We start from the raw sequence: 23,585 nt of genomic DNA, 5'->3' as shown, positions 1-23,585 counted from the left end.
CCGAGGCGGCCCCGCGAACGTCCGTCCAGCACGCGGACGGCAGAGTCCTGGGCATCGAGGTCAAGCTGGCCGACCGCGTCGAGGAGGCCGATGTGAAACATCTCCGCCGGCTGCGCGAACGGATCGGCGAAGACCTGGCCGACGCCGTCGTCGTCTACGCCGGGGAGCGGGCCTGTCGCCGGTCTGACGGCGTCGCCGCTGTTCCGCCGGCGCTGCTCGGCCCGTCAGTCAGGGGAAGAGGCGCAGCTGGAGCATGACGCCGAAGCGGGAGTCGGGGTCGGTGAGGTCCAGGTCGCCCACCTCGGCCAGGCGGCGCAGGCGGTAGCGGAACGTGTTGGGGTGTACATGCAGGGCGGCTGCGGCGGCCACCGCGTCGCCGAAGGCGTTCAGCCAGGCGGATAAGGTTTCGACCAGGTCGGCGTTGTGTTCGGCGTCGTAGGCTCGCAGCCGGGCCAGTGGGCCCGTGGGGGTGTCGCCTCTGGTGGCTACCAGGTCGCGCATTTCCAGGACCATCGCCTTGGTGTAGACGTCGCTCAGGCGGGCCACCCGTTGGCCGCAGCCGGAGCGCAGCACCCGCAGCGCACGGTCGGCGCTTGCCCGGGCGGCGGCCAGCACCGCCACCGTGGGGGCGGACGGGCTCACTCCCACCAGGGCCGGCACCCGGTCGCCCACGCGGTCCAGGAACTCGGTGGCCACCCGTACCGCCCGTTCCTCGGTCACCGCCGGCAGCAAGCCGTAGGCCACGTCGCCCAGCAGGGCCACGGCGCTTCCCGCGTGGACCGCGCTCAAGTGCATGGCCAGCGCGTCCGTCAAGCGCTGGCGGTCGGCGGCCAGGGCGGACCGGTCGGCGGCCGTCTCGGGGGCGGCGGGGGCCAGGGCCAGCACCACCAACGGCTGGTCGGCCAAACCCAGGCGGGCCAGCGACTCCCGGGCGCCGGGGCCACCCTCCAGCGCGGTTCCCACCAGTTCGGTGCGCAGGCGGCGTTCGACGTCGGCGCCGGCCCGCAAGCGCAGCATGTGCAGGGCCACCAGCTTGGCCGCGTCGCTGAAGGCGCGGGAGCGGTCGGGGGTCAGCGGCTCGCGGACGGCGGCCCAGATCGAGCCCAGGAATTCGTCGCCGGCCCGGACGGCCACGGCGGCTCGCGGGACCGAGAAGTCCCCGGGGCCGCTGGAGGGTGGGGTCACGTACACCGGTTCGGTGCTGCGGTGCAGGTCCCGGTGTACGCCGGCGCGGGTCAGCAGGCGGGCGAAACGTTCCGGCACCTGGCGGCCCAGGATGGTCTCCACCCGGGACTCGTCGGCCTCCTCCTGGCGGCCCGAGAAGGCCAGCACCCGGCTGTCCGGGTCTTCGATCGTGACCGGCGCGTCGACCAGGGCGGCCACCGCGTTGGCCAGCGCGAACAGGTCGCCCGAGGGCAGGCCGCCGAGGGTTTCCGGGCCGCCCACGTCGCCCTGGCTGAGCATCGAGCGCAGCAACGCGGCCAGCTGGGCCCAGGACGCTCCCCGGGTCAGGGCCAGCAGCGCCACCCCGGACTCGTCGGCGGCGGCGCGGACCTCGTCGGTGGCGGCGACCGGGGCCCGTACGATCAAAGCCGCGTGACCGCCCAGCGTGCGCAGCAGCGCGGCGATGTCGGACGGCGCGTGCAGGCCCACCCCGAGCACCAGCGCCGGCGTGGGCAGGTGCGGTTCGTCGAACGGGTCGTGGATGGCGATGCCGGCGATCGGCTCGGGTGCGCCGGCGTCGCCGTGCACCAGGTCGAGCAGCGTGGCGCCCAGGTCGTCGAGGACCCGGCCGAGGCTGGCGCGCGGCAGCTGGCTCATGCTGGCCACCCTAAGCGCGGGGGACGGCATCCAGCAGCTCCCGCGTGTACTCGTGCTTCGGCGCCTCCAGGAGCGAGACCGGGCCGTACTCGACGATCCGGCCGTGGCGCATCACCGCCACGATGTCGCTCACGTAGCGGACCACGGCCAGATTGTGCGAGATGAACAGCATCGTGAGGCCCATCCGCCGTTGCAGGTCGCGGACCATGTTGAGGACCGCGCCCTGAAGGGAGACGTCGAGGGCTGAGGTGATCTCGTCGGCCACGATGACCTCGGGGCGGCCGGCCAGGGCGCGGGCCAACCCCACCCGCTGCCGTTGGCCGCCGGAGAGCTCGCCGGGGCGGACCCCGGCCCGCTCCGGCGGGATGCCGACCAGTTCGAGGAAGTGGGCCACGTCCGTACGGCCGTGGGCGACCTCGGCGATGGAGGCCCCGATGGTCATGCGCGGGTCCAGGGCCGAGTACGGGTCCTGGAAGACCATCTGCACCGGCCCGCCCCCGCGCGGGTGGGGGAGGATCCGGCCGGCGGTGAGCGGAACGAGCCCGACGGCGGCCCGGGCCAGCGTGGACTTGCCCGAGCCGGACTCGCCGACCAGGCCGACCACCTGGCCGGCCGGCACCATCAGGTCGACGCCGTCGACCGCGACCGTGCCGTGCCGGCGGGAGCCGAACCGGACGGTCACGTTCTCGAAGGTCAGCTCGCGCATCGCGGGGTGGCCCGGGCGCCGAAGTGCAGGTACTGCTCGCCGGTGGGCAGCCGGTAGAAGGCCGCCGGCAGCCAGTTGCCGGTCTCCGGGTCCTGACAGACGAACAGGTCGGGCTCCACCGCCACCATCGGGTAGTCGACCGGCTTCTCCTGCAGCACCTCGGCCATCGGCCCGGTCACGCTGATCCGCAGCACCCCTTCGGGCAGCACCTCCTGGCGGATGCTGGCCCGCTCGTAGACGCCGGCATGCGGGCTCACGGGCACGTCGACGGGCGTCTCCGGCGGGCCGAGCGGATGCGGCACGGGCACACCGGCGTACGACTCGAAGATCTCCCGGAACAGCTCCTCGTACAGCTTGGCCGCGTTGCCGCCGTTGGTCAGCAGCGTCACCGCGAGCCCGTGCGAGGGCAGGACGCGCAGGAACGCGGACTGCCCGATGGTGTTGCCGTCGTGGCCGATCAGCCGGTGCCCGCCCCAGTTCAGGCGTTCCCAGCCCAGGCCCCAGGAGTCGCCCAGCAGGTGCGTCTGCGGCAGGTCGACCTGATGCTCGGCCATCTCGGGAAGCGTGCCCGACACAGCGAACCGCAGCACGTCGCCCACTGTGGACACGATGGCACCGGCCGGTCCGGCCGAGCGCGGAATGCCCCAGACCGGGGCCAGCACCTGTTTGCCGTCGTCGGTCACGTGGCCGGCGGCGGCGCGGTGCATCAGCGCCTCCTCGGGCAGGGTCACGGTGTGCTCGAGCCCGAGCGGGGTGATGATCCGCTCGCGCAGGGCGGCGTCCCAGGTGCCGCCGGTGAGCTTTTCGACGACGCGGCCGGCCAGGGAGAAGCCCGAGTTGCAGTACGACCAGGTGGCCTCGAGCGGGTGGATCTGGGCCGCGCCGGCCAGCTCCGCCGCGTACTTCTCCAGGCAGTCGTCGCCGCGGCCGGTGTCGGTGAAGACGTCGCCGTCGATGCCGCTGGTGTGGGTCAGCAGGTGGCGCATGGTCACCTTGGGGTCGTGCAGCCGCAGCTCGGGCATCACCTCGACGAGCGGCGCGTCCAGCTGGATCTTGCCCTCCTGGACCAGCTGCATGACCAGGGTGGCGGTCCAGACCTTGGTGATCGAGCCGATCTGGAACAGCGAGTCGGTGGTCACCGGCACGCCGGTACGGAGGTTCAGGACCCCGTACGCGGCCTCGATCCGCTGTTCGCCGTGGGAGATGCCGAGGGTCGCGCCGGGCACGTGATGGCGCTCGGCGAGCTCGGCCAGGCGTTCGGTCCACTGTGTCACGATGCTGCTCCTTCCAGATGGGCTTCGGCGTGCCAGCAGGCTACGCGGCGGCCGTCCTCGTGAACGGTCAGCGCCGGGTCCTCGGTGCGGCACCGGCCGGTGGCGCGCGGGCAGCGCGGGGCGTAGGCGCACCCGGCCGGCAGCGCGTGCGGGTCCGGCGGGCGTCCCGGGATCACCGCGAGCGGACGGTCCCGGTCGGTGGTCATCGAGGGGACGGCCGCGACCAGAGCCCGGGTGTACGGATGACGGGCGTCCCGGGCCAGCGACGCGGTGGGCAGGTCCTCGACGATCCGGCCGGCGTACATGACCAGCACCCGGTCGCAGACCTGGCCCACCACGGTGACGTCGTGGCTGATGAACAGCAGGGCGGCGCCCTCGGCGGCCCGCACGTCGGCCAGCAGCTCGAGCACCCGCCGCTGCACGGTCACGTCGAGCGCGGTGGTCGGCTCGTCGGCGATGATGAGCCGCGGGCTGGCCATCACGCCCATCCCGATCATGGCCCGCTGCCGCATGCCGCCGGAGAGTTCGTGCGGCAGTTGCCGGGCGCGGCGCGCGGCGTCGGGGATCCGCACGGCGCCGAGCCGGTCGACGGCGCGGCGCCAGGCCGTACGCCGGTCGGCGCCCTGATGTTCGCGGACCACCTCGGCCAGTTGACGGCCCACCTTGTGGGTCGGATTGAGGGAGGTCATCGGGTCCTGGAAGACCATGGCGAGTGAGGTGCCGAGCAGTTCGCGGTGGTCGCCGTGGCGCAGATCCGCGCCGAGGAATTCGAGCCGGTCGGCGTCCACCCGGCCCGGCGACTCGATCAGCCGGGCGATGGCCAACGCGGTCAGGCTTTTCCCCGAGCCCGACTCCCCCACGATGCCCACGGCCTCGCCGGGGCGCAGCGCGAGGCTCACCCCGCGGACCGGAGTCACATGGCCATAGCTGACCCGAAGGTTCTCGACGTGGAGCAGGGAGCCTTCCCCGACCGGCGCCGGCGTACCGGCGACCACACCGCGCGGTTTGTCCGGGTCCATGGCGGCGAAGCCGCGCGCCACCGCCTCGCCGGTCAGGTTGAACGCCATGGCGGCCACCACCACGGCCACCCCGGCGGCCAGGGCTCCCGCCGGATGAATGTAGATCTGAGCCAGCCCCTCCCCCAGCAGCCGCCCCCAGTCGTAGCCGGGCGCCTGAACGCCGAGCCCGAGGAACGACAGACTCGCGAAGGCCAGCAGCGCGCTCCCGGCCGCCATCGTCGCCGACACCACAAGCGGCTCGGCGATGTTCGGCAGCACGTGCCGCACCAGCACCCGGACGCGGCCCACCCCGGCGATCCGGGCCGCCGCGATGAAGTCGCGCCCCGAGACGGCCGCGGCCATCGTCTGTGTCAGCCGGGCGAACGCGGGCGCGGTCGCGAAGCCGATCGCCAGCACCGCCCCCTTCGCACCCACTCCGAAGATCACCGCGAAGAAGAGCGCCAGCAGCAGCGTCGGGAACGCCACCGCGATGTTGACGACCGCCGTGATCCACCGCCCGGCCCGGCGCCCGAGCAGCGTCGGCGCGGTGCCGAGCAGCAGACCCACGCCCACCCCGATCCCGGTCGCCAGCAGCGCCAGCCCCACCGACAGCCGGGTCGCGACCAGCACTCGGGCCAGGATGTCGCGGCCGAGCAGGTCGGTGCCGACCGGATGGGCGGCCGAGGGACCTTGCAAGATCTCAGTGGGGTGTACGGCGTCGGCCCGCTCCTGCCACAGCAGCGGCGCCATCAGGGCCAGTCCCAGGACCAGGACCAGCAGCACGGCGGCGGTGACACCGAGGGGCTTCTTGAGCAACGCCATCAGCTCTCCCGGATCGCCGAGCGCGGATCGAGCACGGCCAGCGCCACGTCCACCACCAGATTGATTCCGAGCACGCCGATCCCGTACACCAGCACCACGCCCTGGACCGTCGGGTAGTCCTTGGCCAGGATCGACTGGACGATCGTGCCGCCCAGCCCGGGCCAGGCGAAGATGTTCTCGATCAGCACCGTGCCGGCGACCAGCGTCCCGAGCAGGAGGCCGCCGACGGTCAGGGTGGCCGTGATCGCGTTCGGCAGCGCGTGCCGCAGGTAGATGGCCGCCGGTCGCAGGCGCTTGGCTCTCGCCGTACGGATGTAATCGGCCCGCAGCACGGAAAGCAGCTCCACCCGGATGATCCGGGCCAGCATGAAGGCCGGGCCGATGGCCAGGGCCAGGACCGGCAGCACGTACGAGGACGGCCCCGACCGCCCGGCCACCGGCGTCCATCCGAGCTGGACGCTGAACACGAACACCAGACCGACCGCCATCAGGAACTCGGGGATGGTCGCGACCACGACGCCGGCCGAGGTGAGGAACCAGTCGCGGTTCCGGTTGCCCCGGGCCAGGACGGCCATCAGCGTGCCGAGCGGCACCGAGATCACCACCGCCACCGCGAAGGCCAGCAACGCCATCTCGACGGTGGAGCCGAGCCGCGACGAGATCACCTCGTCCACCGGCAGCCCGGACGTCATGGACACGCCCAGGTCGCCGGTGACCAGGTGGCCCAGGTAGTGCGCGTACTGCAGCCACAGCGGGTCGTCGAGCCCCATCGCCGCACGCCGCTGCTCGATCAGCGAGAGCGGGGCGGTGGGGCCGAGCGACGCGCGGACCGGGTCGCCCGGCAGCACGTGGATCATCAGGAAGGCGGCGGTCACCAGCACCCACACCGACAGCACCAGCCGTCCCGCCCGGCGGGCCCCGAATCGCACCCAGGTGGCGTCCACGGGGTCAGCCCAGCATGCGGATCGACGCCGGATCGATGTCGCCCTCGGTCAGTTCGAGCGCGGCCCCGCGGGCGACGACCGGCACGTTGGAGTTGGCGTACGGCACCAGATCCAGGTTTTTGATCACCGCCTTCTCGGCCGCGTCCCACTGCGGGCAGCCGCTGTCCCCGGTCAGCTTCTGGGCGGCGGAGACGGCCTGGGCGTACGCCTGGTTGTCGAAGGCCGCGAAGTTGGCGCCCTCGGGCGGGGTCGGGCCGGACAGGAACGGCACCAGCTGGCTCGGCAGGGTCACGCCGATCGGGAACATCGCCACGTCCCAGGCGAGCTGCCCGGCCGCGATCTGGCCGACCTGGGTGGTGGTGACCGACTTCAGCTCGGCCTGGACGCCCGCGGCCCGCCACTGCTGCTGCAGCAGCTCGGCGGCGGCCTGCGCGCCCGGGCCGCCGGTGTTGCCCCAGGCGACGGTGAGCTTCAGGGCTCTGCCGGACAGCGCCGCCTTGCCCGCCGCCGCGTCGAAGCCGGGCACGTTGCCGGTCACGTTGTCGCCCTTGCACGGGGTGTTGGCCGGCACGACCAGGCCGGTCGGGGCGGCGCCGCGGCCGCTGGTGAAGACCTGCTGCATCTGCTTCAGGTCGAGCGACTGGACCAGCGCCGTGCGGACGGCCGGGTCGGCCGTGGACAGGCCCTTCTTCTGGTTGAACCAGATCTCGCCGGTGGGCGCCAGCACGTCGCGCTTGAGGAAGCCGTCGCCCTGCAGCCGCTGGCTGTCGGGCCCGGTGAAGCGGGACGCGTTGACCTCGCCCGACAGCACCAGGTTGGCCGTGGTGGTCTCGTTGGTGATGACCCGGACGACCACCTTCGCCGGCAGGCCGACCGGGCCGGTCACGTCCTTGCGGCGGGTCAGCGTGTAGTGGTCGTCCGGCACGGCCTCGGCGACCGTGTACAGGCCGGTGCCGTCGGACGACTGCTTCAGCCGGGTGCGGTCGGCCATCCCCTTGGCGCAGACGATGGGCAGCGCGCCCAGGTTGCGCTCGAGGAAGGCGTCCGGGGTCGGCGAGGTCACGCTGACCGTGCCGGCCGTGTCGTCGGCGGTGGCCTTGGCGCCCGCCGGCACGTACAGGCCGATCCGGGTCGAGGAGTTCTTGGCGTCGCCCACGAAGGTGATGTTCGCGGCGACCGTGGCCGCCGTCAGCGGTGTCCCGTCGGCGCAGGTCACACCCTTGCGCAGGGTGAACGTGGCGGTCGTGCTGGTCGATTCCCACTTCTCGGCCAGCCCGGCCCGGGTCTTGCCGTCCGGCTCGAAGCCGAGCAGCGAGTCGTAGAGGAACCGGTCGACCTGCCCGGTGACCGACAGGGAGGTGAAATGCGGATCGAGGTTGCCGGGGTCACCCGCCACCGCCATCGTGAACGTCTTGCCGTCGACCGGCCGGCCCCCGCCCGCCCCGCCGCCGTCGTCACCGCAGGCGGCCAGGAGCACCACAGCTCCCGCCGCGGCCGCGCATCGCAAAGCCTTCATAGTGCCTCCACGTGCTGCGTGTGCCGAAAGACTGCCGATCACCCGCCCCGCTTGTCTTTGGCCCGGCCGACAACATGAAGACGATCGATTCGTCGCGCGGCACGACTCGTACTCCTCAAGTCGCCCGTCTCCCGGCCGATCAAGCAGCCCGTGATGAAACAGCGTGACCTGGCGGCGGAGCAGGTGGCCGGCCTGTTGCGGACCGCCCGGCGGTCGCTGGGCCTCAACTTCGCCTTCCTGAGCCGGATGGACGGGACCACCCAGCACCTCGAGGTGGTCGACACCCCGCTTCCCAAGTTCGTCCTCGACGGCCTCGAGCGGGCCCAGGACACGTCGTTCTGCCAGGCGATCCGGGACGGGCGGCTGCCCTCGGTCATGCCGAACGTCAAGGACTTCCCCGAGGCGATGAAACTGCCGGCGGCGCGGATGCCACGCATCCGCAGCTTCATCTCGGTGCCGGTGGTCCTCAGCGACGGCAGCGTGTACGGCACGTTCTGCGCCGGCGGTTTCACCGCCGACGACAAGCTCTCCGAGCGGGACGAGGCCCTGATGACGGTGCTGGCTCACGCCGCCGCGGTCATCATCGAGCCGGACATCACCAAGCGGCGCCGCAACGCCGAGCTGGAACAGCGCTTCCTGCCCCTGATCGACGCCGGCGGCCCGGCCGTCCTGTTGCAGCCGATCATCGATCTCGCCACCGGCCGCCGGGTGGGCGCCGAGGCGCTGAGCCGCTTCCCCCGCCAGTGGAACGCGGCTCCGGACACCTGCTTCGCCGACGCGGACCTGATCGGCGAGCGGGACCGGCTCGAGATCCAGGCGCTGCGCTCGGCCGCGGCCCATCTGGAGCGGGTCTCCGGTTACGTCGCGATGAACGTCTCCCCGGCCACCCTGCTGACCGGGCCGTGCCAGGAGACCCTGGCGGCGATGCCGCTGGCCCGCGTCGTGCTGGAGCTCTCCGAGCACGACCCGGTCGAGGACTACGACGCGCTGCACGCCGTACTGGCACCGCTGCGCGCGCTGGGCATGCGCCTGGCCATCGACGACGTCGGCGCCGGTTTCTCGTCGCTGCGCCACATCGTGGCGACCAGCCCCGACGTCATCAAGCTGGACCGCAGCATCGTCACCGGCCTGGGCGACGACCGAGTGCTGCCGGTGGTCGTCCGGTCGCTGACCGACCTGGCCGGCGCGGTGAACGCGGTCGTGGTCGCCGAGGGCGTGGAGACCGCCGCCGACGCCGCCACCCTGGCCACGCTCGGCGTCAGCCTGGGCCAGGGCTGGCACTTCGACAAGGCCGTCACCCCGGAGGAGCTCCGGGAGTCGTACGGCGTGATGGCCCCGGTCTGAATCCGGACCCATCCGCGAGAGCCACGGCACCGAATCGCTTTCTGGAAGATTCGATCCGCGGAGAGGCGACACCATGGCAGAGCGCGGCATCGGCCGCCGCCCGGAGCACCTGGCAGCGGTGCCCGGGCCGGAACCGCAACCGGACGCGGGCACCCTGCTGGCCGCGGTGGCCCGGGGCGACGAAAAGGCGTTCGACCGGCTGTACGAGCTGGTGGCGCCCCGCGTCTACGGGCTGATCCGGCGGGTGCTGCGAGACCCGGCGCAGGCCGAGGAGGTCGCGCAGGAAGTGCTCGTGGAGGTGTGGCGCTCGGCGGCCCGGTTCGACCCGGCCCAGGGGTCGGCGACCGCGTGGGTCTTCACGATCGCCCACCGCCGGGCGGTCGACCGGGTGCGGTCGGAGCAGGCGGCGGCGGACCGGACCCTCAAGGCCGGCGCGGCGGCGATCGACACGCCGTTCGACGAGGTGGCCGACGAGGTGGCGGTGCGGCTGGAACGGCGTCAGGTGCGTCACTGCCTGGACGGCCTGACCGAGCTGCAACGGCAGGTGGTCACCCTGGCCTACTACCACGGGCACAGCTATCCGCAGGTGGCGGAGCTGTTGGGGGCGCCTCTACCGACGGTCAAGACACGGATGCGGGATGGGCTGATCCGCCTGCGGGACTGCCTCACGACGGGAGCCGTGGCATGAGCGACCAGGTGCACACCCTCGTCGGGCCGTACGTGCTGGACGCGGTCGACGACCTCGAACGGGCCGCCTTCGAGCGGCACCTGCGCGACTGCGAGGCGTGCCGGGCCGAGGTCGGCGAACTGCGGGAGGCCGGCGCGCGGCTGGCCGACGGCGCCTGGTCGGTGCCGCCGCCCCGGCTGCGGGAGAGCGTGCGGGCCGAGATCCGCAACACCCGTCAGCTCGGCCCGCCGGCCCGGGTGCGTGCCGCCCGCCGCCGGTGGCCGGTCGTGGCCGCCGCGGCCGCGGTGCTCTTGGCGGCCGGTACCGGAACGGCGGTCTATCAGGTGCAGGACCAGCGGGTACGCGACGAGCGGGCGGCCGCCGTGGCCGCGCGGGCGAGCGAGGCGCGGGTCCGGGCCATCCTCACGGCGCCCGACCTGGTGGTCCGCGAGGAACCGCTGAACAGCGGGGGCCGGGTCACCGTGGCCACCTCGCGGCTCAACGACGCGGGCGTGATCATGCTGGCGGCCGGGGCGGCGCCGGCGGGCGGACGGGTCTACCAGCTCTGGACGATCCGCTCGGGACAGGACCCGGCCTCGGCCGGCGCGCTCGGCGTGGGCCAGTCGGCGACCGTACGCATCGTCGAGGGCCTGCCCGGCTCGTCCGCGGTGGGCGTGAGCGTCGAGCGGGCACCGAGTTCCGTCACCCCGACCACCCCGCTGGAGGCGCTCGTGAAATTAACCTGAGTTCCGACCAATCCGGCGCATGACCTGTTCCGAATCAAAGGTGTACGAACCCGATCCGGAGGAGTAAAACTCATGCGTGCACCGAAGCTCGTGGCCCTCACCGCGGCGACCCTGTTCACCATCTCGCTCGCGGCCTGCGGCAACGACGACTCCACCGACGGCGCCTCGGCCGCCGCGCCGACCATGACCAGCGCCGCGCCGGACATGACCAGCGCGGCGCCGAGCATGGCGGCCGACGTCAACTTCGGCAGCGGCTGCGCCGCCGTGCCGGCCGACCCGGCCAACAAGGGCAGCTTCCAGGCGATGGCGCAGGTACCGGTCGCGACCGCGGCGTCCGGCAACCCGCTGCTGTCGACGCTGGTCTCGGCGGTCAAGCAGGCCGGGTTGGTCGACTCCCTCAACTCGGCCGACGGGGTCACCGTCTTCGCGCCCACCAACGACGCCTTCGGCAAGATCCCGTCGGCCGACCTGAAGAAGGTGCTGGCCGACAAGAAGACGCTGACCGACATCCTCACCTACCACGTGGTGCCCGGAAAGCTCACCCCGGCCGACCTGGCCGGCGACCACAAGACCCTCGAGGGCAAGGACCTGATGGTCGCCGGCTCCGGCACCGACTTCAAGGTGAACGGCGCGGCCTCGGTGATCTGCGGCAACGTGCAGACGGCCAACGCCAACGTCTACATCATCGACTCCGTCCTGATGCCGAAGAGCTGATGCGCGGCCACCTGCGCGGCGCCGCCGCCGGGGTGCTCGCCGCCGGGCTCGGGATCGCGGTCGCGGAACTGTTCGCGGCCGCGGCCCGGCCCGGGGCCGGGCCGCTCGTGGCGGTCGGCGGCGCGGTCATCGACGCGACACCCACGGCGGTGAAGGAATTCGCCGTACGCGAGCTCGGCACGAACGACAAGCCGGTGCTCCTCGGCGCGGTCGGGCTGGTCCTGGCCGGGCTGGCCGCCCTGACCGGCGTCCTCGGACTGCACCGCCGCGCCCTGGTGGCGGCCGGCGCGGCGGTGCTCGGGCTGGCCGGCGCGGCCGCGGCTCTGTCGCGGCCCGCCGGCACGCTCCCCGACGCCATACCGTCCCTGCTGGCGGCCACCATCGCCGGCGCCACCCTGTGGTGGCTGCTGCACTCGCGCCCCACCACAACGCCCGCACCCAGCGGCGATCGGCGCGCCTTTCTGCGGGGCGCGGCGCTCGTGGCGGGCGCGGCGGTGCTCGCCGAGGGCGGCGCTCTGGTCGTCCGGCGGACGATCGGCCGGGCCCGCACCGACCTTCGGCTCCCCGCCCCGGCGTCGGCGGCCAAGCCGTCGAGCCCCGGCCTGGCCACCCCCACCGGCGACTTCTACCGCGTCGACACCGCGCTGACCGTGCCGCGGATCGACCCCGGCACCTGGTCGCTGCGCGTGCACGGCCTGGTCGACCGCGAGCTGCGGCTCTCCCTGGACGACCTGCTGCGCCGGCCGCTGATCGAGCGGGACATCACCCTCAACTGCGTCTCCAACGAGGTCGGAGGCCCCTACATCGGCACCGCGCGCTGGCTCGGCGTACCCCTGGGTCCTCTGCTGCGGGAAGCGGGCCTGCGGGATGGCGCCGACCAGATCGTGGCCCGCTCGGCCGAGGGCATGACCATCGGCACGCCGGTCGCCACCGCGCTCGACGGCCGCGACACCATGCTGGCGGTCGCCATGAACGGCTCGCCGCTGCCGCCCGAGCACGGCTTCCCGGTGCGCATGCTGACCCCCGGGTTGTACGGGTACGCCGGCGCCTGCAAGTGGGTGAGCGAGCTGGAGCTGACCACGTTCGCCGCGTTCGACGCCTACTGGGTCAAGCGCGGCTGGGCCCGGGCCGGCACGGTCCGCACCGCCTCCCGCATCGACAAGCCGCGCCCGTTCGCCCGCCTCGCCGCGGGCCCGGTCACCGTCGCCGGCGTGGCCTGGGCCCAGCGCCGGGGCATCTCGAAGGTCGAGGTCAGCGTCGACGGCGGCCCGTGGCGGCGGGCCGAGCTGCTACCGGTGCCCTCGGTCGACACGTGGGTGCAGTGGCGCTACAGCTGGCCGGCCACGGCCGGGCCGCACTCCCTGGCGGTCCGCGCCACCGACGGCGACGGCGCGGTACAGACCGAGGACCGCGCCACCCCGTTCCCGAGCGGCGCCACCGGATGGCACACCATCACGGTCACCGTTTCCTAAGCGCGCTTGACGGCCACTGTCACGCGGTGGGTGGTGGCGAAGACCGTACCGGCCCAGCCCTGGTCCTGGCGGAAGGCCAGGCTGGTCGTCTCGGCGGCGGCGCGGTCGGCGAGCAGGGTGAAGGCGCCGCGGGAGAGCTCCCGGCGGTAGAAGGAGAGCACCGCCTGCGGGTCCGGCGCGCTCAGCACGAACGAGGCGCCGGACTCGGGGTCGGACAGGCTGGTCACCCGGCTGCCGGGCGGCAGCGGGAAGGCGGCCGGCACGTTCCTCGGCGCGACGGCCGCCGGGGCGCCGGCCTGCAGGTCGCGGCCGACGGTGCGGGCGCCGGAGGCGGGGACCGGGGCGATCGCGGCCGGCTCGTCGCGGCGGGTGTCGGTGGCCGTGCCGCCGCAGGCGCCCAGGCCGGGAACGGCGAGCAGCGTGGCCAGAACAGTGACGATCCGCTTCGCGAACATAGCCCAGATTATCGCCTACCCGGTCCAGGCGCCGGCCGGAACGCCTCGCTCTAGTCGGTCAGGTGGGCGCCGATCTCCGTTTCGCTGACTCGGGTGGGCTCGAGAACCCGGTGGAGGAATTCCCGCGTACGGGCCTCTCGGGGTTTGTTGAAGACCTCCGCCGGCGGGCCCTGTTCGACGATGACGCCGGCGTCCATGAAGACCACGCGGGAGGCCACCTCGCGGGCGAAGGCCATCTCGTGGGTGACCACCAGCATGGTCATGCCCTCGGCGGCCAGGCCGCGCATGACGGCCAGGACCTCGCCCACCAGTTCGGGGTCGAGGGCGCTGGTCGGCTCGTCGAACAGCATCAGCTTCGGGTCCATGGCCAGCGCCCGGGCGATCGCCACGCGCTGCTGCTGGCCGCCCGAGAGCTGGGCCGGGTAGGAACCGGCCTTGTCGGTCAGGCCGACCCGGTCGAGGTTGGCGGTGGCCACGCGGTTCGCTTCCGTACGCCCCCTCTTCAGCACCCGGCGCTGCGCGATCGTGACGTTCTCGCGGACGGTCAAATGGCCGAACAGGTTGAACTGCTGGAAGACCATGCCGATGCCCCGGCGTACCTCGTCGATGTCGGTGTCGGGGTCGGTGACCTCGACACCGGCCACCCGGATGGAGCCGGCGGTCGGCTCCTCCAGCAGGTTGACGCAGCGCAGCAGCGTGGACTTGCCCGAACCGGACGGGCCGATCACGCAGACGACCTCGCCCGGCTCCACCTTCAGGTCGATGCCGCGGAGGACCTCCAGCTTGCCGAACGACTTGTGCAGGTCACTGATCTCGATGGTCGACATCGTCGCCTCACCTCTCCCTCGCGGCCCGGCGCTCCAGCGCGCGGACCACCTGTGACAGCGGCAGGGTGATCACCAGGTAGAGCAGCCCGGCCACGACCAGCGGCGTCGGGTTGACCTTGGTGTTGAGGGTGTCGCCCGCGAACTTGGTGAGCTCGATCGTCGCCGGGGTGACACCCAGGACGTACACCAGGGAAGTGTCCTTGGTCAGCAGGATGATCTCGTTGGTGAGCGGCGGGATGACGATCCGGAACGCCTGCGGCAGCACGATGGAGATCATCGCCCGGGTGTGCGACATGCCCAAGGTCCGTGCGGCTTCGAGCTGCCCCTTCGGTACGGCCTGGATGCCGGCGCGGATGGTCTCGGCCATGTACGCGGCGGCGGTCAGGCCGAGGCCGACAGTCACCGACCCGTACACCCCGCCCGGAATCTCCCGATCGGGAAAGGCCAGAGGTACGCCGTAGCCGACCATGAAGAGCACGAGCAGAGCCGGCAGACCACGGAAAAGTTCGATGTACGCCGTGGCGGCCCACCGGTACGGCAGGATCGACGAGAGCCGCATCAGCGCCAGAACGAGCCCCATCGTCAGGCCGAAGAAGAAGGCCAGCAACGTGTAGATGATCGTGTTGCGCAGCGCGACAGTGATCGCCTCGGGGAACATGCCGCGGGCGACGTCGCCCCGGAAGAACGCGTCGGACAGCCGACCCCAGTCGGCGGCGGTGATCACGACCAGAACGGCCGCGAGGAAGACGGCGTAGCCGGCGACGCGGACGAGCCGCTGTCGCCGGCGGCGGCTGAGTTTCATCAACTGGCCGGCTTCTCGCCGATCCATTCCTTGTAGATCTTGTCGTACGTCCCGTCGGACCGAGCCGCCGCAAGAGCGTCGTTCACGGCCTTCAGCAACTCGGCGTTGCCCTTCTTGACCGCGAAGCCGTACTGCTCACCGGTGTCGAAGCCGGCCGCGACGACCACCTTGCCCGGGTTGGCCTTGATGTACTCGTTCCAGACGGGAAGGTCGTTGACGGCGGCCGCGACCTGGTTGGTGGCCAGCGCCTGCTGCAAGGCGGCCAGGTCCTTGTAGGAGACCACCTCGATCTTGAGGTTCTTCTCCTTGACCTGCTTGTTGATGTACTCCTCACCGGTGGTGCCGCCCTGCACGCCGAGCCGCTTGCCGACAAGCTCCTCGAGCGTCTTGACCTCCTTACCGGTCTGCACGGCGAGCGCCTGCGTGGCGTCGAAGTACGGGTCGGAGAAGTCGATGACCTTCTTACGCTCATCGGTGATCGTCATACCGGCCGCGGCCACATCACACTTGCCGGAGTTGAGGTCGGCGCCGGACTTGATGCCCTCGAACGGCGTGTCCACGATCTCCTGCTTCACCGACAGCTTCGTAGCCACGAGATCGATGAGCGCGACATCGAAGCCGACAACCTTGCCACTGTCGTCCTTCGACTGGAACGGCGCGTACGGAAGGTGCGTGCACGTGGTCAGCGCACCCGACTTCACCAGCGCGACGCCACTTTCAGTGGTACTCCCGGTGTCCTTCTTGGCGCAGCCACCGACCGCGATCATGGCCACGGCCACCAGCGCGACCGCCGCACGGGCATGTCCCAGCTTCTTCATAGGAGCCAGAGTAATTCATCTCGATCAATCGTGTCCCGCCCGCCCTCCACCCTGCTCAGCCCCACCCTGACAACGATGTCGCCGGCGGTGCACACCCCGTTTGCCCCGCTCCACAGCAGAGCCCCGACAGCCCGCTGACGTTTTCATGCGCTCCAGGCCACAGCCCGTAGCGACAGGACCCAAGGCGGCCCGGCTGACAACGATGTCGCCGCCCGGCAGGCAGTCGCCCAGCCAGGCCGCATGACCGCAAGGACTCACAGCGGTCGAGCTGACAACCATGTCGCGATCCCGCACCCGATCCCCACGGCGGTCGAGCTGACAACGATGTCGCGATCCCGCACGCGATCCCCACGGCGGTCGAGCTGACGACCATTTCGCGATCCCGCACGCGATCCCCACGGCGGTCGAGCTGACAACGATGTCGCCGTCCGGCCGGCAATCGCCCAAGCCAGGCCAGGCCGCATGACCGCAAGGATCCACGGCGGTCGAGCTGACGACGATGTCGCCGCCGGGGCCGACCGCTCCCTACACTCCATGTCCGGACGCAAGACAACTCCGCCCCGTTACGGCCCGCCCCGCCACGGCCCGCTGACAACGATGTCGCGGAATGCGGCTACGGAATCGTAGGCGGGAAGAGGTCGTGCCCGTCCCACGGATCGACCGGCTCGGCGTAAGAGGGCTCCGCCCGAGATTCGCCATTCGACTGGGCTTGCGGGCGCTCAACGCGAGTGGCTTCGGATCGCGAGGGCTCAACAGGGGTGAATCCGAGACGCGCGGACTCCACCCGGATGGATTCGAGGCGCGCGGACTCGGCCCGGGTGGGATCGAAACGCGCGGACTCGACCCGGGTGGGATCGAGTGCGGGGCGTTCAACGCGCGTCGGGTCGAGAGGCGGCGGCTCGGCGCGGGTGAAGGCCGACGGCTCGGCGCGAGGAGAGGCGGGCTCGGGGCGGGGGAAAGCGGCTGACTCTTCGCGAGAGGAAGCGGCAGGCTCTTCGCGAGAGGAAGCGGCCGCGGAGCGGGCCGGGGCGGTGGGTGGCTGTGTGGTGAGGCGGGCTCGTTCCTCGTTGAGGTGGGTGCGGGCGGACTCGAAGACCGGGCCGGTGAGGCCGGACAACGGGTTGCCCTGCCAGAGGGCGGCCGCTCGGGTGGCGTCGCCGCTGGCGGCCGCGGCTTTGAAGGCTGTGGCGTCGAGGGCGTTCTCGGCGGGGTTCACCACGTAGCCGGTGTCGGTCAGGGTGATCACGGACGGGCCCAGGGCTCGGCGCAAGCCGCCTATGAAACGGTAGACCGCGTCGGTGGCGTTCGGGGGTGGGTCGCCGTTCCAGAGGGCCGCGATGATCTGGGGTAGCGGGACCGGGCGGCCGGCGTTCAGGAGCAGGAGGGCCAGCAGCGCCTGTTGTTTCGGCGGTCCCAGGTCCACCGGAGCGGCGTCGCGGTAGGCGCGGACCGGGCCGAGGATCTCGAACCGTACGCCCATGTGCCGAGCCTATCGGTCCTCGGCTGGGGCGCCGAGGGCGGCGGCGTGTCCTCCCCGTACGTGTGCTCGCCGCACAGGACGATCAGACGCCGTTCGATCAGGGGATACGGCGCTCGGTGCGCTATGTTCGGCGGGTGGCTCCCGGAGAGGAGTTCCGGCTTGCGGAGGCGGTGGCCGACGTCTACGGCGACCTGCGGCTCGAGGCTGTGCTGCGGCGGCTGCTGCGGCACACGGCGCGGCTCACCGGGTCGGCCGCGGGCAGCGTCTCGCTGATCGACGCGGCCGGCGGTTTCTACACCAAGGCCGCCGAGTACGGGGCGTTCTGCCGCCTCGGCGACACGTTTCCGCTGGACGAGGGGGCGACCGGGCGGGCGTTCGGCCGCCGCCGGCCGGTGGTGATCCCCGAGTACGGGCAGTTGCGCTCCGGGCATCTGGTCTCGGCCGACCGGGTGCGGCGCGGCTCGGCGGCGGCCGTGCCGATCTGGTGGCGGGGCGAGGTGGTCGCGGTGAGCGTGACGTTCGCGCCGGCCTTCTCGCCCCGGAACGTGGACGATCTGGAGACGCTGACCCAGGCGGCGGCCGCGGCCCTCGTCCGTACGGCCAAGCTCGCAAGCCCCGGTCTTCCGCCGGCCGCCCCGGCGCCCCTCACCTCCCGTGAGCTGGGAGTTGTCGAGCTGATGCGGCAGGGCCTGACCTACCGCGAGATCGCGTCGCGGCTCGGGCTCTCCCCCAAGACGGTGGAGAAACACGTGGGCGCGGTCCTGCGCAAAACGGGCACCCGCAACCGTACGGCCGCCGTCGTCACCGCTTTGGAAAGCGGCTGGCTCGTGGGGGATTCACCCCATACCGCGACCGGGTGATCGGTGGCTTGACTGGGCTCATGCCCGTCGTGCCGATGAAAGAGATCCTCGATCGCGCGCTGGCCGGCCGTTACGGGGTCGGCGCCTTCAACATCGTCAACGATCTGAGCGTCGAGGCGGTGGTCGCGACCGCCGTCGAGGAGCGCGCGCCGGTCATCCTGCAGACCTCGGTCAAGACCGTTTCGATGTACGGGCGGAGGCAGCTCCACGACATCGTCCACGCGCTCGCCCGCGACGCCGACGTGCCGGTGACCCTGCACCTGGATCACTGCCCCGACCGTACGGTCATCTCGGACTGCCTGGCCGGAGGCTGGAACTCGGTGCTGTTCGACGCGCATGAACTCGACGTCGCGGAGAACCTGCGGCAGACCACGGAGGTGGTCGCCGAGGCGAGGCGCGCGGGCGCGCATGTCGAGGGCGAGATCGAGGGCATCCAGGGTGTCGAGGACGACATCGGCTCGGACGAGGCGTCCCGCATCCAGTCGCTGGAGGTGGCGGTCGACTTCATCAAACGTACGGGTGTCGACTGTTTCGCGCCGGCCATCGGCAACGCGCACGGCCAGTACAAGAAGGCGCCCACGTTGGACGCCCGGCGGGTCAGCGATCTGGTGGCGGCGACCGGGGTGCCGATGGCCCTGCACGGCGGTACCGGCCTGTCCGACGAGCAGTTCAAGGACCTGATCGCGCGCGGCTGCGCGAAGGTGAACATCTCGACGGCGCTCAAGGAGAGCTACATGCAGTCGAGTCTGGCGTTCCTGAGGGAGGCCGCCGAGCGGAGCAAGTGGGATCCGCCGGCACTGTTCCGGCATCAGCGGGCCGCGGTGATGGAGATGGCCCGGCGGCACATCCGCCTCTTCGGCAGCGCGGGGCGGGCCTGGTGACCGCCCTGATCTTCGACTGCGACGGGGTTCTGGCCGACACGGAGCGCCACGGGCATCTGCCGGCGTTCAACGCGACGTTCGAACAATTCGGCCTGCCGGCCCATTGGAGCGAACAGGAGTACGCCGAGAAGTTACGGATCGGCGGCGGCAAGGAACGGATGGCGAGCCTGTTCGACGATCCGGCGTTCGCAGCGGCGGTGGGCGACTCCGACCGTACGGAAAAGCTGGTGACCTGGCATAAAGCCAAGACCGCGGCCTTCAGGAAATTGGTGGCGGAGGGCCGCATACCGCCCCGCCCAGGAATAGCGCGCGTCATCCGGGCGGCCCAGGCGGAGGGCTGGACGGTGGCGGTGGCGTCGACGTCGGCCGAGGAGTCGGTACGGGCGGTCCTGGAGAACGCGATCGGCCCCCACACGGTGCCGGTCTTCGCCGGCGACGTGGTGCCGGCGAAGAAGCCGGACCCGGCGATCTACCAGCTGACGATCGACCGGCTGAACCTGTCGCCGGCCGACACCTTGGTCGTCGAGGATTCCCGGAACGGTTTGCTGGCCGCGACGGGCGCCGGACTCGGCTGCCTGGTGACGGTGAACGGCTACACCCGCGACGAGGACTTCACGGAGGCCACGCTGGTGGTCTCGGAGCTGGGCGACCCCGGCCGCCCCCCGATCGAGGTGCTGGCCAACCGGTCCGCCGCCCACATCGGCGACTTCATCACCCTCGACGACCTGCGCGCCTGCCTTCCCGGAGGAACCCCATGACCATCGAACGCACCGAGTGGGTGGTCCGAACAATCGCCGAAACGGCCCTGGAGAACGAGAAATACTTCGGCGACTTGGATTCGGTGGTAGGCGACGGCGACTTCGGCTACTCCTTGGCCCGAGGCTTCGAAAAGCTCCAGGAAACCTGGACCGACCTGGACCGTTCCTCCTCGGGAGCTTTCCTCAAACGCACCGGAATGACATTGGCTTCTCGCATAGGCGGCACTTCGGGCCCGATCTGGGGTACCGCTTTCCTCCGAGCCGGCGCAGCCGCGGCCGACGCGGACGTGACCGCCGATCTGGTGGTCGCGATGCTGCGGGCGGCCATCGAGGGGATCAAGGCGCGCGGGCAGTCCGACGTCGGCGACAAGACGCTGTTGGACGCCTTGGTGCCGTTGACGGATCGTCTCGCTCTCTCCTTAAGCGAGGGCGCCGCGGCCGAGGAGGCGGTCCGCGCCGCGGCGGCCGCCGCCCGGGAGGCCGCGGACGCCACGAGCGGCATGGTCGCCAAGCGGGGACGCGCTGCGTACACCGGCGAACGCAGCAGAGGCTCGGTCGACGCCGGCGCCATGGCGGTGGCGGTCATCGCCGAACGGATCAGCGAGACCTGGAAGCAAGGAGCGGCGTCGTGAAGAAGTTCGTGAACGATCCGAAGAGCTACGTCCCGGAAATGCTCGAGGGTGTGGCCCTGGCCAACCCGAACACCCTCAAGTACATCCCCGCCTACAACCTGATCATGCGCGCCGACGCCCCGTCGGAGTCGAAGGTCTCGATCGTCCAGGGCTCCGGCTCCGGACACGAGCCGGCCCACGTGATGGCGGTGGGCAAGGGAATGCTCGACGCCGCCTGCCCCGGCGACGTCTTCGCCGCCCCGCCGATGGACTACGTCTACGAGACGGCGAAGCTACTGGCCTCCCCCAAGGGCGTCCTCCTCCTGGTGAACAACTACACCGGCGACCGCATGGCCTTCGACATGGGCAAGGAGATGGCCGAGGCCGACGGCGTACGCTGCGAAATCCTCACGATCAACGACGACGTAGCCGTCCAGGACTCCCTCTACACAGTCGGCCGCCGAGGCGTAGCCGGCAATTTCTTCGTCATCAAAGCGGTAGGCGCCGCCGCCGAACAGGGCGCCTCCATAGACGACCTCCTCCGCATAGGCCGCAAGGTCAACGACGTCACCCGCACCATGGGCGTGGCCCTGACCGCCTGCACCCCACCGGCCAAGGGTTCGCCCTTGTTCGAGCTCGGCCCCGACGAAATCGAGTTCGGCGTAGGCATCCACGGCGAACCGGGCCGCGAACGCCGCAAGCTGGCCACAGCCGACCAGATAGTCGACGACATGCTCAACGCCGTGGTACCCGACCTCCCCTACGAATCCGGCGACCGCGTAGCCCTCATGATCAATGGCCTGGGCGGCACCCCCATCAGCGAGCTCTACATCCTCTACCGCCGAGCCCACCAGCGCCTGGCCGACCAGGGCCTCACCATCGGCCGAAGCTACGTCAACGAATACTGCACCTCCTTGGACATGGCCGGCGCCTCCCTGACGCTGGTACGCCTGGACGACGAGATCGAACCCCTCCTGGCGGCCCCCGCCGAAGCCGCCGTCCGAGTCTTCTGACCCTCCGGTGATCTAGCTGTCGTGCGTCGAGTCGCTGCGCAGGTAGGCCAGGACGGCGAGGACCCGCCGGTTGGTGTCGTCGGTGGGCGGCAGGTCGAGTTTGGCGAGGATGTTGCCGACGTGCTTGCCGACCGCCGGATCGGAGAGAACCAGCGTGCGGGCGATGGCGGCGTTGGATTGCCCCTCGGCGATCAGAGCAAGCACCTCGCGTTCCCGTGACGAGAGTTGAACGATCGGATCGCGATGGCGGCGCAGCAGTTGCCGCACCACCTGGGGGTCGACGACTGTGCCGCCACCGACCACCCGCCGCACGGCGGCGACGAACTCCTCGACGTCGACGACCCGATCCTTGAGCAGGTAGCCCACGCCTCGCCCACCATGCGAGTCGAGCAGGTCGGCCGCATACCCCTGCTGCACGAACTGACTGAGCGCCACGACGGCCAGCCCCGGATACTCGCGCCGTAACTGCACCGCCGCCCGCAGGCCCTCGTCGGTGAAGGACGGTGGCATCCGGATGTCGGTCAGCACGAGGTCGGGCCGGTGTTCCCGAACGGCGGCACGGAGCGCAACCGCGTCGCCGACAGCCGCCACGACGTCAAAGCCGAACCGGCCCATCAGCCCGGTAAGCCCCTCCCGCAGGAGCACGCCGTCCTCGGCCAGGACTACTCGAATTGGTCGCTCGGTCGACAAGGGATCTCCACCCGAATCAGGGTCGGCCCGCCCGGCGGGCTCGACAACAGCATGCGTCCGTCCGCGACCGCCACCCGGTCGGCCAGGCCGGTCAACCCGGTGCCGAGAGCCGGATCGGCCCCACCCCGGCCGTCGTCAAGGATCTCGACGATCAGGTCGCCGTCCTCCTCGGCGGCCGTCACACCGGCGGTCGTGGCCCGGCTGTGCTTGAACACGTTGGTGAGCGCCTCCGCCGCCGCGAAATAGGCCACCGACTCGACGCCGGGCGGCGGTCGCGCCGGCAGATCGACGCGGACCCGTACCGGTAGAGGAGCCTGATCGGCCAGTTCCCGCAACGCTCCCGGCAGGCCGAGCTCGGTCAGGGTCTGTGGTCTGATGCCGTGGATGAGCTCGCGAAGCTCGGCCATGAGCAACTTGGCCTGCTCATGCGCGCCCGCGACGGCCTGAGCGGCGGGCGAGTCGCCCGGCAGATCGACGCGGGCCAGCCCGAGCTGCAAGGTCAGGCTGACCAGCCGCTGCTGGGCGCCGTCATGCAGATCGCGCTCGATGCGACGGCGCTCGGCCTCGAAAGCGTCGACGAGCCGCACTCGTGACCGCTCCACAGCGGTCAGCTCGGCCCGCAGATCGGTACCGGTGGTCGCGGACAACAAGAGCCTCGCCGCCGCGGCGTGCGCCCCGGCGGTGGCAGCGAGCAGATAGGGCACGGCGGGCAGCAACGTGATACCGAACAGTGCCCACGGCAGAGCGTCGCTGACCGTCGTCACGGTGCCGACGCCGAGCGAGACCGCGCTGTGGCCGTCGACGAGGAACGGGCCGGCCACCGCCACCGCGACGACCACCAGCAGGATCAGCACCGCGCCGTACCAGACCGGCACGGCGCCGACCAGCAGGATCGCGTAACAGAGGGCGCGCCAGGTGGCGGCCTCGGTGTAGCGGACGCGCAACCAGCCGACCGGGTCCGACCCCGGCGCCGGACGATGAGACGACCGCACGGGCCTGGTGTCGACCAAGCCCAGCCGTCGCCGTTCGAGAGCGGCCGTCGGCACCGCCACCAGCGGACCGAGCCCCACGACCAGCAGACCACCACCCAGTAGTAAAAAGGCCAACGAGGCGAGCGGCGGATCGTCCCACGTCACGACCCGCCGCAGCAGGATCGCCCACGGCAGGCCCAGCAGCACCATCGGAACCGCCACGAGGGCCGCCACCGGGCCTGTGGTCAGCATGTAGGCAACGGCTCGCCAGGGCCACCCGGACGCCAGGAATCGGCGGCGGGTGACCGCTTCCAGCGCGGTGTGTGGCGTCGACATCTGGCTCACGCTAGTTGTCGGCGCGCCGCCGCGCGGTATGGCTAGGCATACTCTTTTCC

Annotated in this window: 23 protein-coding genes; 10 read left to right on the top strand and 13 right to left on the bottom strand. The window is 71.5% G+C overall.

The annotated features are described in order from the left end of the window. Positions 1–228: 228 nt before the first annotated feature. The 6 genes from AB0C26_RS44795 to AB0C26_RS44770 are packed head-to-tail and all read right to left on the bottom strand — an operon-like array spanning position 229 to position 8,081. The gene (locus tag AB0C26_RS44795) at positions 229–1,821 is read right to left on the bottom strand and encodes a helix-turn-helix domain-containing protein (RefSeq protein ID WP_360261022.1); all 1,593 of its coding nucleotides are present in this window, start codon (positions 1,819–1,821) and stop codon (positions 229–231) included. Between the two features lie 10 nt (positions 1,822–1,831). Continuing rightward, positions 1,832–2,527 carry an ATP-binding cassette domain-containing protein gene (locus AB0C26_RS44790; RefSeq protein WP_360261018.1) on the bottom strand — a complete coding sequence of 232 codons (696 nt, stop codon included), beginning with the start codon at positions 2,525–2,527 and terminating at the stop codon, positions 1,832–1,834. Continuing rightward, positions 2,515–3,801 (bottom strand): serine hydrolase domain-containing protein, encoded by a 1,287-nt coding sequence (locus AB0C26_RS44785; RefSeq protein ID WP_360261015.1) that lies wholly within the window; start codon positions 3,799–3,801, stop codon positions 2,515–2,517. The genes AB0C26_RS44790 and AB0C26_RS44785 overlap by 13 nt, the downstream gene beginning before the upstream one ends. Continuing rightward, a complete protein-coding gene (locus tag AB0C26_RS44780; RefSeq protein WP_360261012.1) occupies positions 3,798–5,621 on the bottom strand; it encodes a dipeptide/oligopeptide/nickel ABC transporter permease/ATP-binding protein in 1,824 nt (607 codons plus the stop codon). The genes AB0C26_RS44785 and AB0C26_RS44780 overlap by 4 nt, the downstream gene beginning before the upstream one ends. Further along, positions 5,621–6,565, bottom strand: a complete 945-nt coding sequence (locus AB0C26_RS44775; RefSeq protein ID WP_360261009.1) for an ABC transporter permease — start codon at positions 6,563–6,565, stop codon at positions 5,621–5,623. The genes AB0C26_RS44780 and AB0C26_RS44775 overlap by 1 nt, the downstream gene beginning before the upstream one ends. Positions 6,566–6,569: 4 nt before the next feature. Next, positions 6,570–8,081 (bottom strand): ABC transporter substrate-binding protein, encoded by a 1,512-nt coding sequence (locus AB0C26_RS44770; protein ID WP_360261006.1) that lies wholly within the window; start codon positions 8,079–8,081, stop codon positions 6,570–6,572. Positions 8,082–8,234: 153 nt separating this feature from the next. On the opposite strand from AB0C26_RS44770, the gene AB0C26_RS44765 reads away from it, so the two are divergent. From AB0C26_RS44765 to AB0C26_RS44745, 5 genes are all read left to right on the top strand, one after another. Beyond that, positions 8,235–9,425 (top strand): EAL domain-containing protein, encoded by a 1,191-nt coding sequence (locus tag AB0C26_RS44765; protein WP_360261003.1) that lies wholly within the window; start codon positions 8,235–8,237, stop codon positions 9,423–9,425. A gap of 73 nt (positions 9,426–9,498) precedes the next feature. Beyond that, the gene (sigK, locus tag AB0C26_RS44760) at positions 9,499–10,113 is read left to right on the top strand and encodes an ECF RNA polymerase sigma factor SigK (RefSeq protein ID WP_360261000.1); all 615 of its coding nucleotides are present in this window, start codon (positions 9,499–9,501) and stop codon (positions 10,111–10,113) included. Further along, a complete protein-coding gene (locus AB0C26_RS44755; RefSeq protein ID WP_360260997.1) occupies positions 10,110–10,838 on the top strand; it encodes an anti-sigma factor in 729 nt (242 codons plus the stop codon). Before sigK ends, AB0C26_RS44755 begins: the two co-directional genes overlap by 4 nt. Before the next feature lie 72 nt (positions 10,839–10,910). Then, positions 10,911–11,552 (top strand): fasciclin domain-containing protein, encoded by a 642-nt coding sequence (locus AB0C26_RS44750; RefSeq protein ID WP_360260995.1) that lies wholly within the window; start codon positions 10,911–10,913, stop codon positions 11,550–11,552. Then, positions 11,552–13,024 (top strand): molybdopterin-dependent oxidoreductase, encoded by a 1,473-nt coding sequence (locus AB0C26_RS44745; protein WP_360260993.1) that lies wholly within the window; start codon positions 11,552–11,554, stop codon positions 13,022–13,024. The genes AB0C26_RS44750 and AB0C26_RS44745 overlap by 1 nt, the downstream gene beginning before the upstream one ends. On the opposite strand, the gene AB0C26_RS44740 is transcribed toward AB0C26_RS44745, so the two are convergent. The 5 genes from AB0C26_RS44740 to AB0C26_RS44720 form a co-directional block, all read right to left on the bottom strand. Next, positions 13,021–13,479: a hypothetical protein gene (locus tag AB0C26_RS44740; protein WP_360260991.1), complete on the bottom strand. Its 459-nt coding sequence runs from the start codon at positions 13,477–13,479 to the stop codon at positions 13,021–13,023. The genes AB0C26_RS44745 and AB0C26_RS44740 overlap by 4 nt on opposite strands. 50 nt (positions 13,480–13,529) lie before the next feature. Beyond that, positions 13,530–14,306, bottom strand: coding sequence for an amino acid ABC transporter ATP-binding protein (locus tag AB0C26_RS44735; RefSeq protein ID WP_360260989.1), 777 nt, complete (start codon positions 14,304–14,306; stop codon positions 13,530–13,532). Positions 14,307–14,313: 7 nt separating this feature from the next. Then, on the bottom strand, positions 14,314–15,108 hold the full coding sequence (locus AB0C26_RS44730) for an amino acid ABC transporter permease (RefSeq protein WP_360260986.1): 795 nt from the start codon (positions 15,106–15,108) through the stop codon (positions 14,314–14,316). After that, positions 15,108–15,926 carry a basic amino acid ABC transporter substrate-binding protein gene (locus tag AB0C26_RS44725; protein WP_360260984.1) on the bottom strand — a complete coding sequence of 273 codons (819 nt, stop codon included), beginning with the start codon at positions 15,924–15,926 and terminating at the stop codon, positions 15,108–15,110. Before AB0C26_RS44725 ends, AB0C26_RS44730 begins: the two co-directional genes overlap by 1 nt. Before the next feature lie 613 nt (positions 15,927–16,539). Further along, on the bottom strand, positions 16,540–17,406 hold the full coding sequence (locus AB0C26_RS44720) for a winged helix-turn-helix domain-containing protein (protein ID WP_360260981.1): 867 nt from the start codon (positions 17,404–17,406) through the stop codon (positions 16,540–16,542). 134 nt (positions 17,407–17,540) lie between these two features. On the opposite strand from AB0C26_RS44720, the gene AB0C26_RS44715 reads away from it, so the two are divergent. Genes AB0C26_RS44715 through dhaK form a run of 5 tightly spaced genes read left to right on the top strand, consistent with a single transcriptional unit; the run spans position 17,541 to position 21,529 of the window. Then, complete coding sequence (locus tag AB0C26_RS44715; protein WP_360260979.1) at positions 17,541–18,266, top strand: LuxR C-terminal-related transcriptional regulator; 726 nt, start codon at positions 17,541–17,543, stop codon at positions 18,264–18,266. 20 nt (positions 18,267–18,286) lie between these two features. Then, positions 18,287–19,147 (top strand): class II fructose-bisphosphate aldolase, encoded by an 861-nt coding sequence (locus tag AB0C26_RS44710; RefSeq protein WP_360260976.1) that lies wholly within the window; start codon positions 18,287–18,289, stop codon positions 19,145–19,147. Continuing rightward, positions 19,144–19,905 (top strand): HAD-IA family hydrolase, encoded by a 762-nt coding sequence (locus tag AB0C26_RS44705; protein WP_360260974.1) that lies wholly within the window; start codon positions 19,144–19,146, stop codon positions 19,903–19,905. The genes AB0C26_RS44710 and AB0C26_RS44705 overlap by 4 nt, the downstream gene beginning before the upstream one ends. After that, positions 19,902–20,537 (top strand): dihydroxyacetone kinase subunit DhaL, encoded by a 636-nt coding sequence (dhaL, locus tag AB0C26_RS44700; protein ID WP_360260972.1) that lies wholly within the window; start codon positions 19,902–19,904, stop codon positions 20,535–20,537. Before AB0C26_RS44705 ends, dhaL begins: the two co-directional genes overlap by 4 nt. Next, positions 20,534–21,529 (top strand): dihydroxyacetone kinase subunit DhaK, encoded by a 996-nt coding sequence (gene dhaK, locus AB0C26_RS44695; RefSeq protein ID WP_360260970.1) that lies wholly within the window; start codon positions 20,534–20,536, stop codon positions 21,527–21,529. Before dhaL ends, dhaK begins: the two co-directional genes overlap by 4 nt. Before the next feature lie 12 nt (positions 21,530–21,541). Here dhaK and AB0C26_RS44690 read toward each other — a convergent pair whose 3' ends face one another. Continuing rightward, complete coding sequence (locus tag AB0C26_RS44690) at positions 21,542–22,144, bottom strand: response regulator transcription factor (RefSeq protein WP_360261095.1); 603 nt, start codon at positions 22,142–22,144, stop codon at positions 21,542–21,544. Positions 22,145–22,191: 47 nt separating this feature from the next. Then, on the bottom strand, positions 22,192–23,526 hold the full coding sequence (locus AB0C26_RS44685; RefSeq protein ID WP_360260968.1) for a sensor domain-containing protein: 1,335 nt from the start codon (positions 23,524–23,526) through the stop codon (positions 22,192–22,194). Positions 23,527–23,585: the final 59 nt, after the last annotated feature.

It is taken from the genome of Actinoplanes sp. NPDC048796, from assembly GCF_040650035.1.
Taxonomy (GTDB): domain Bacteria; phylum Actinomycetota; class Actinomycetes; order Mycobacteriales; family Micromonosporaceae; genus Actinoplanes.
Note: the sequence above shows the minus strand (reverse complement) of the source record. Positions and strands in the feature narration are given on the sequence as shown.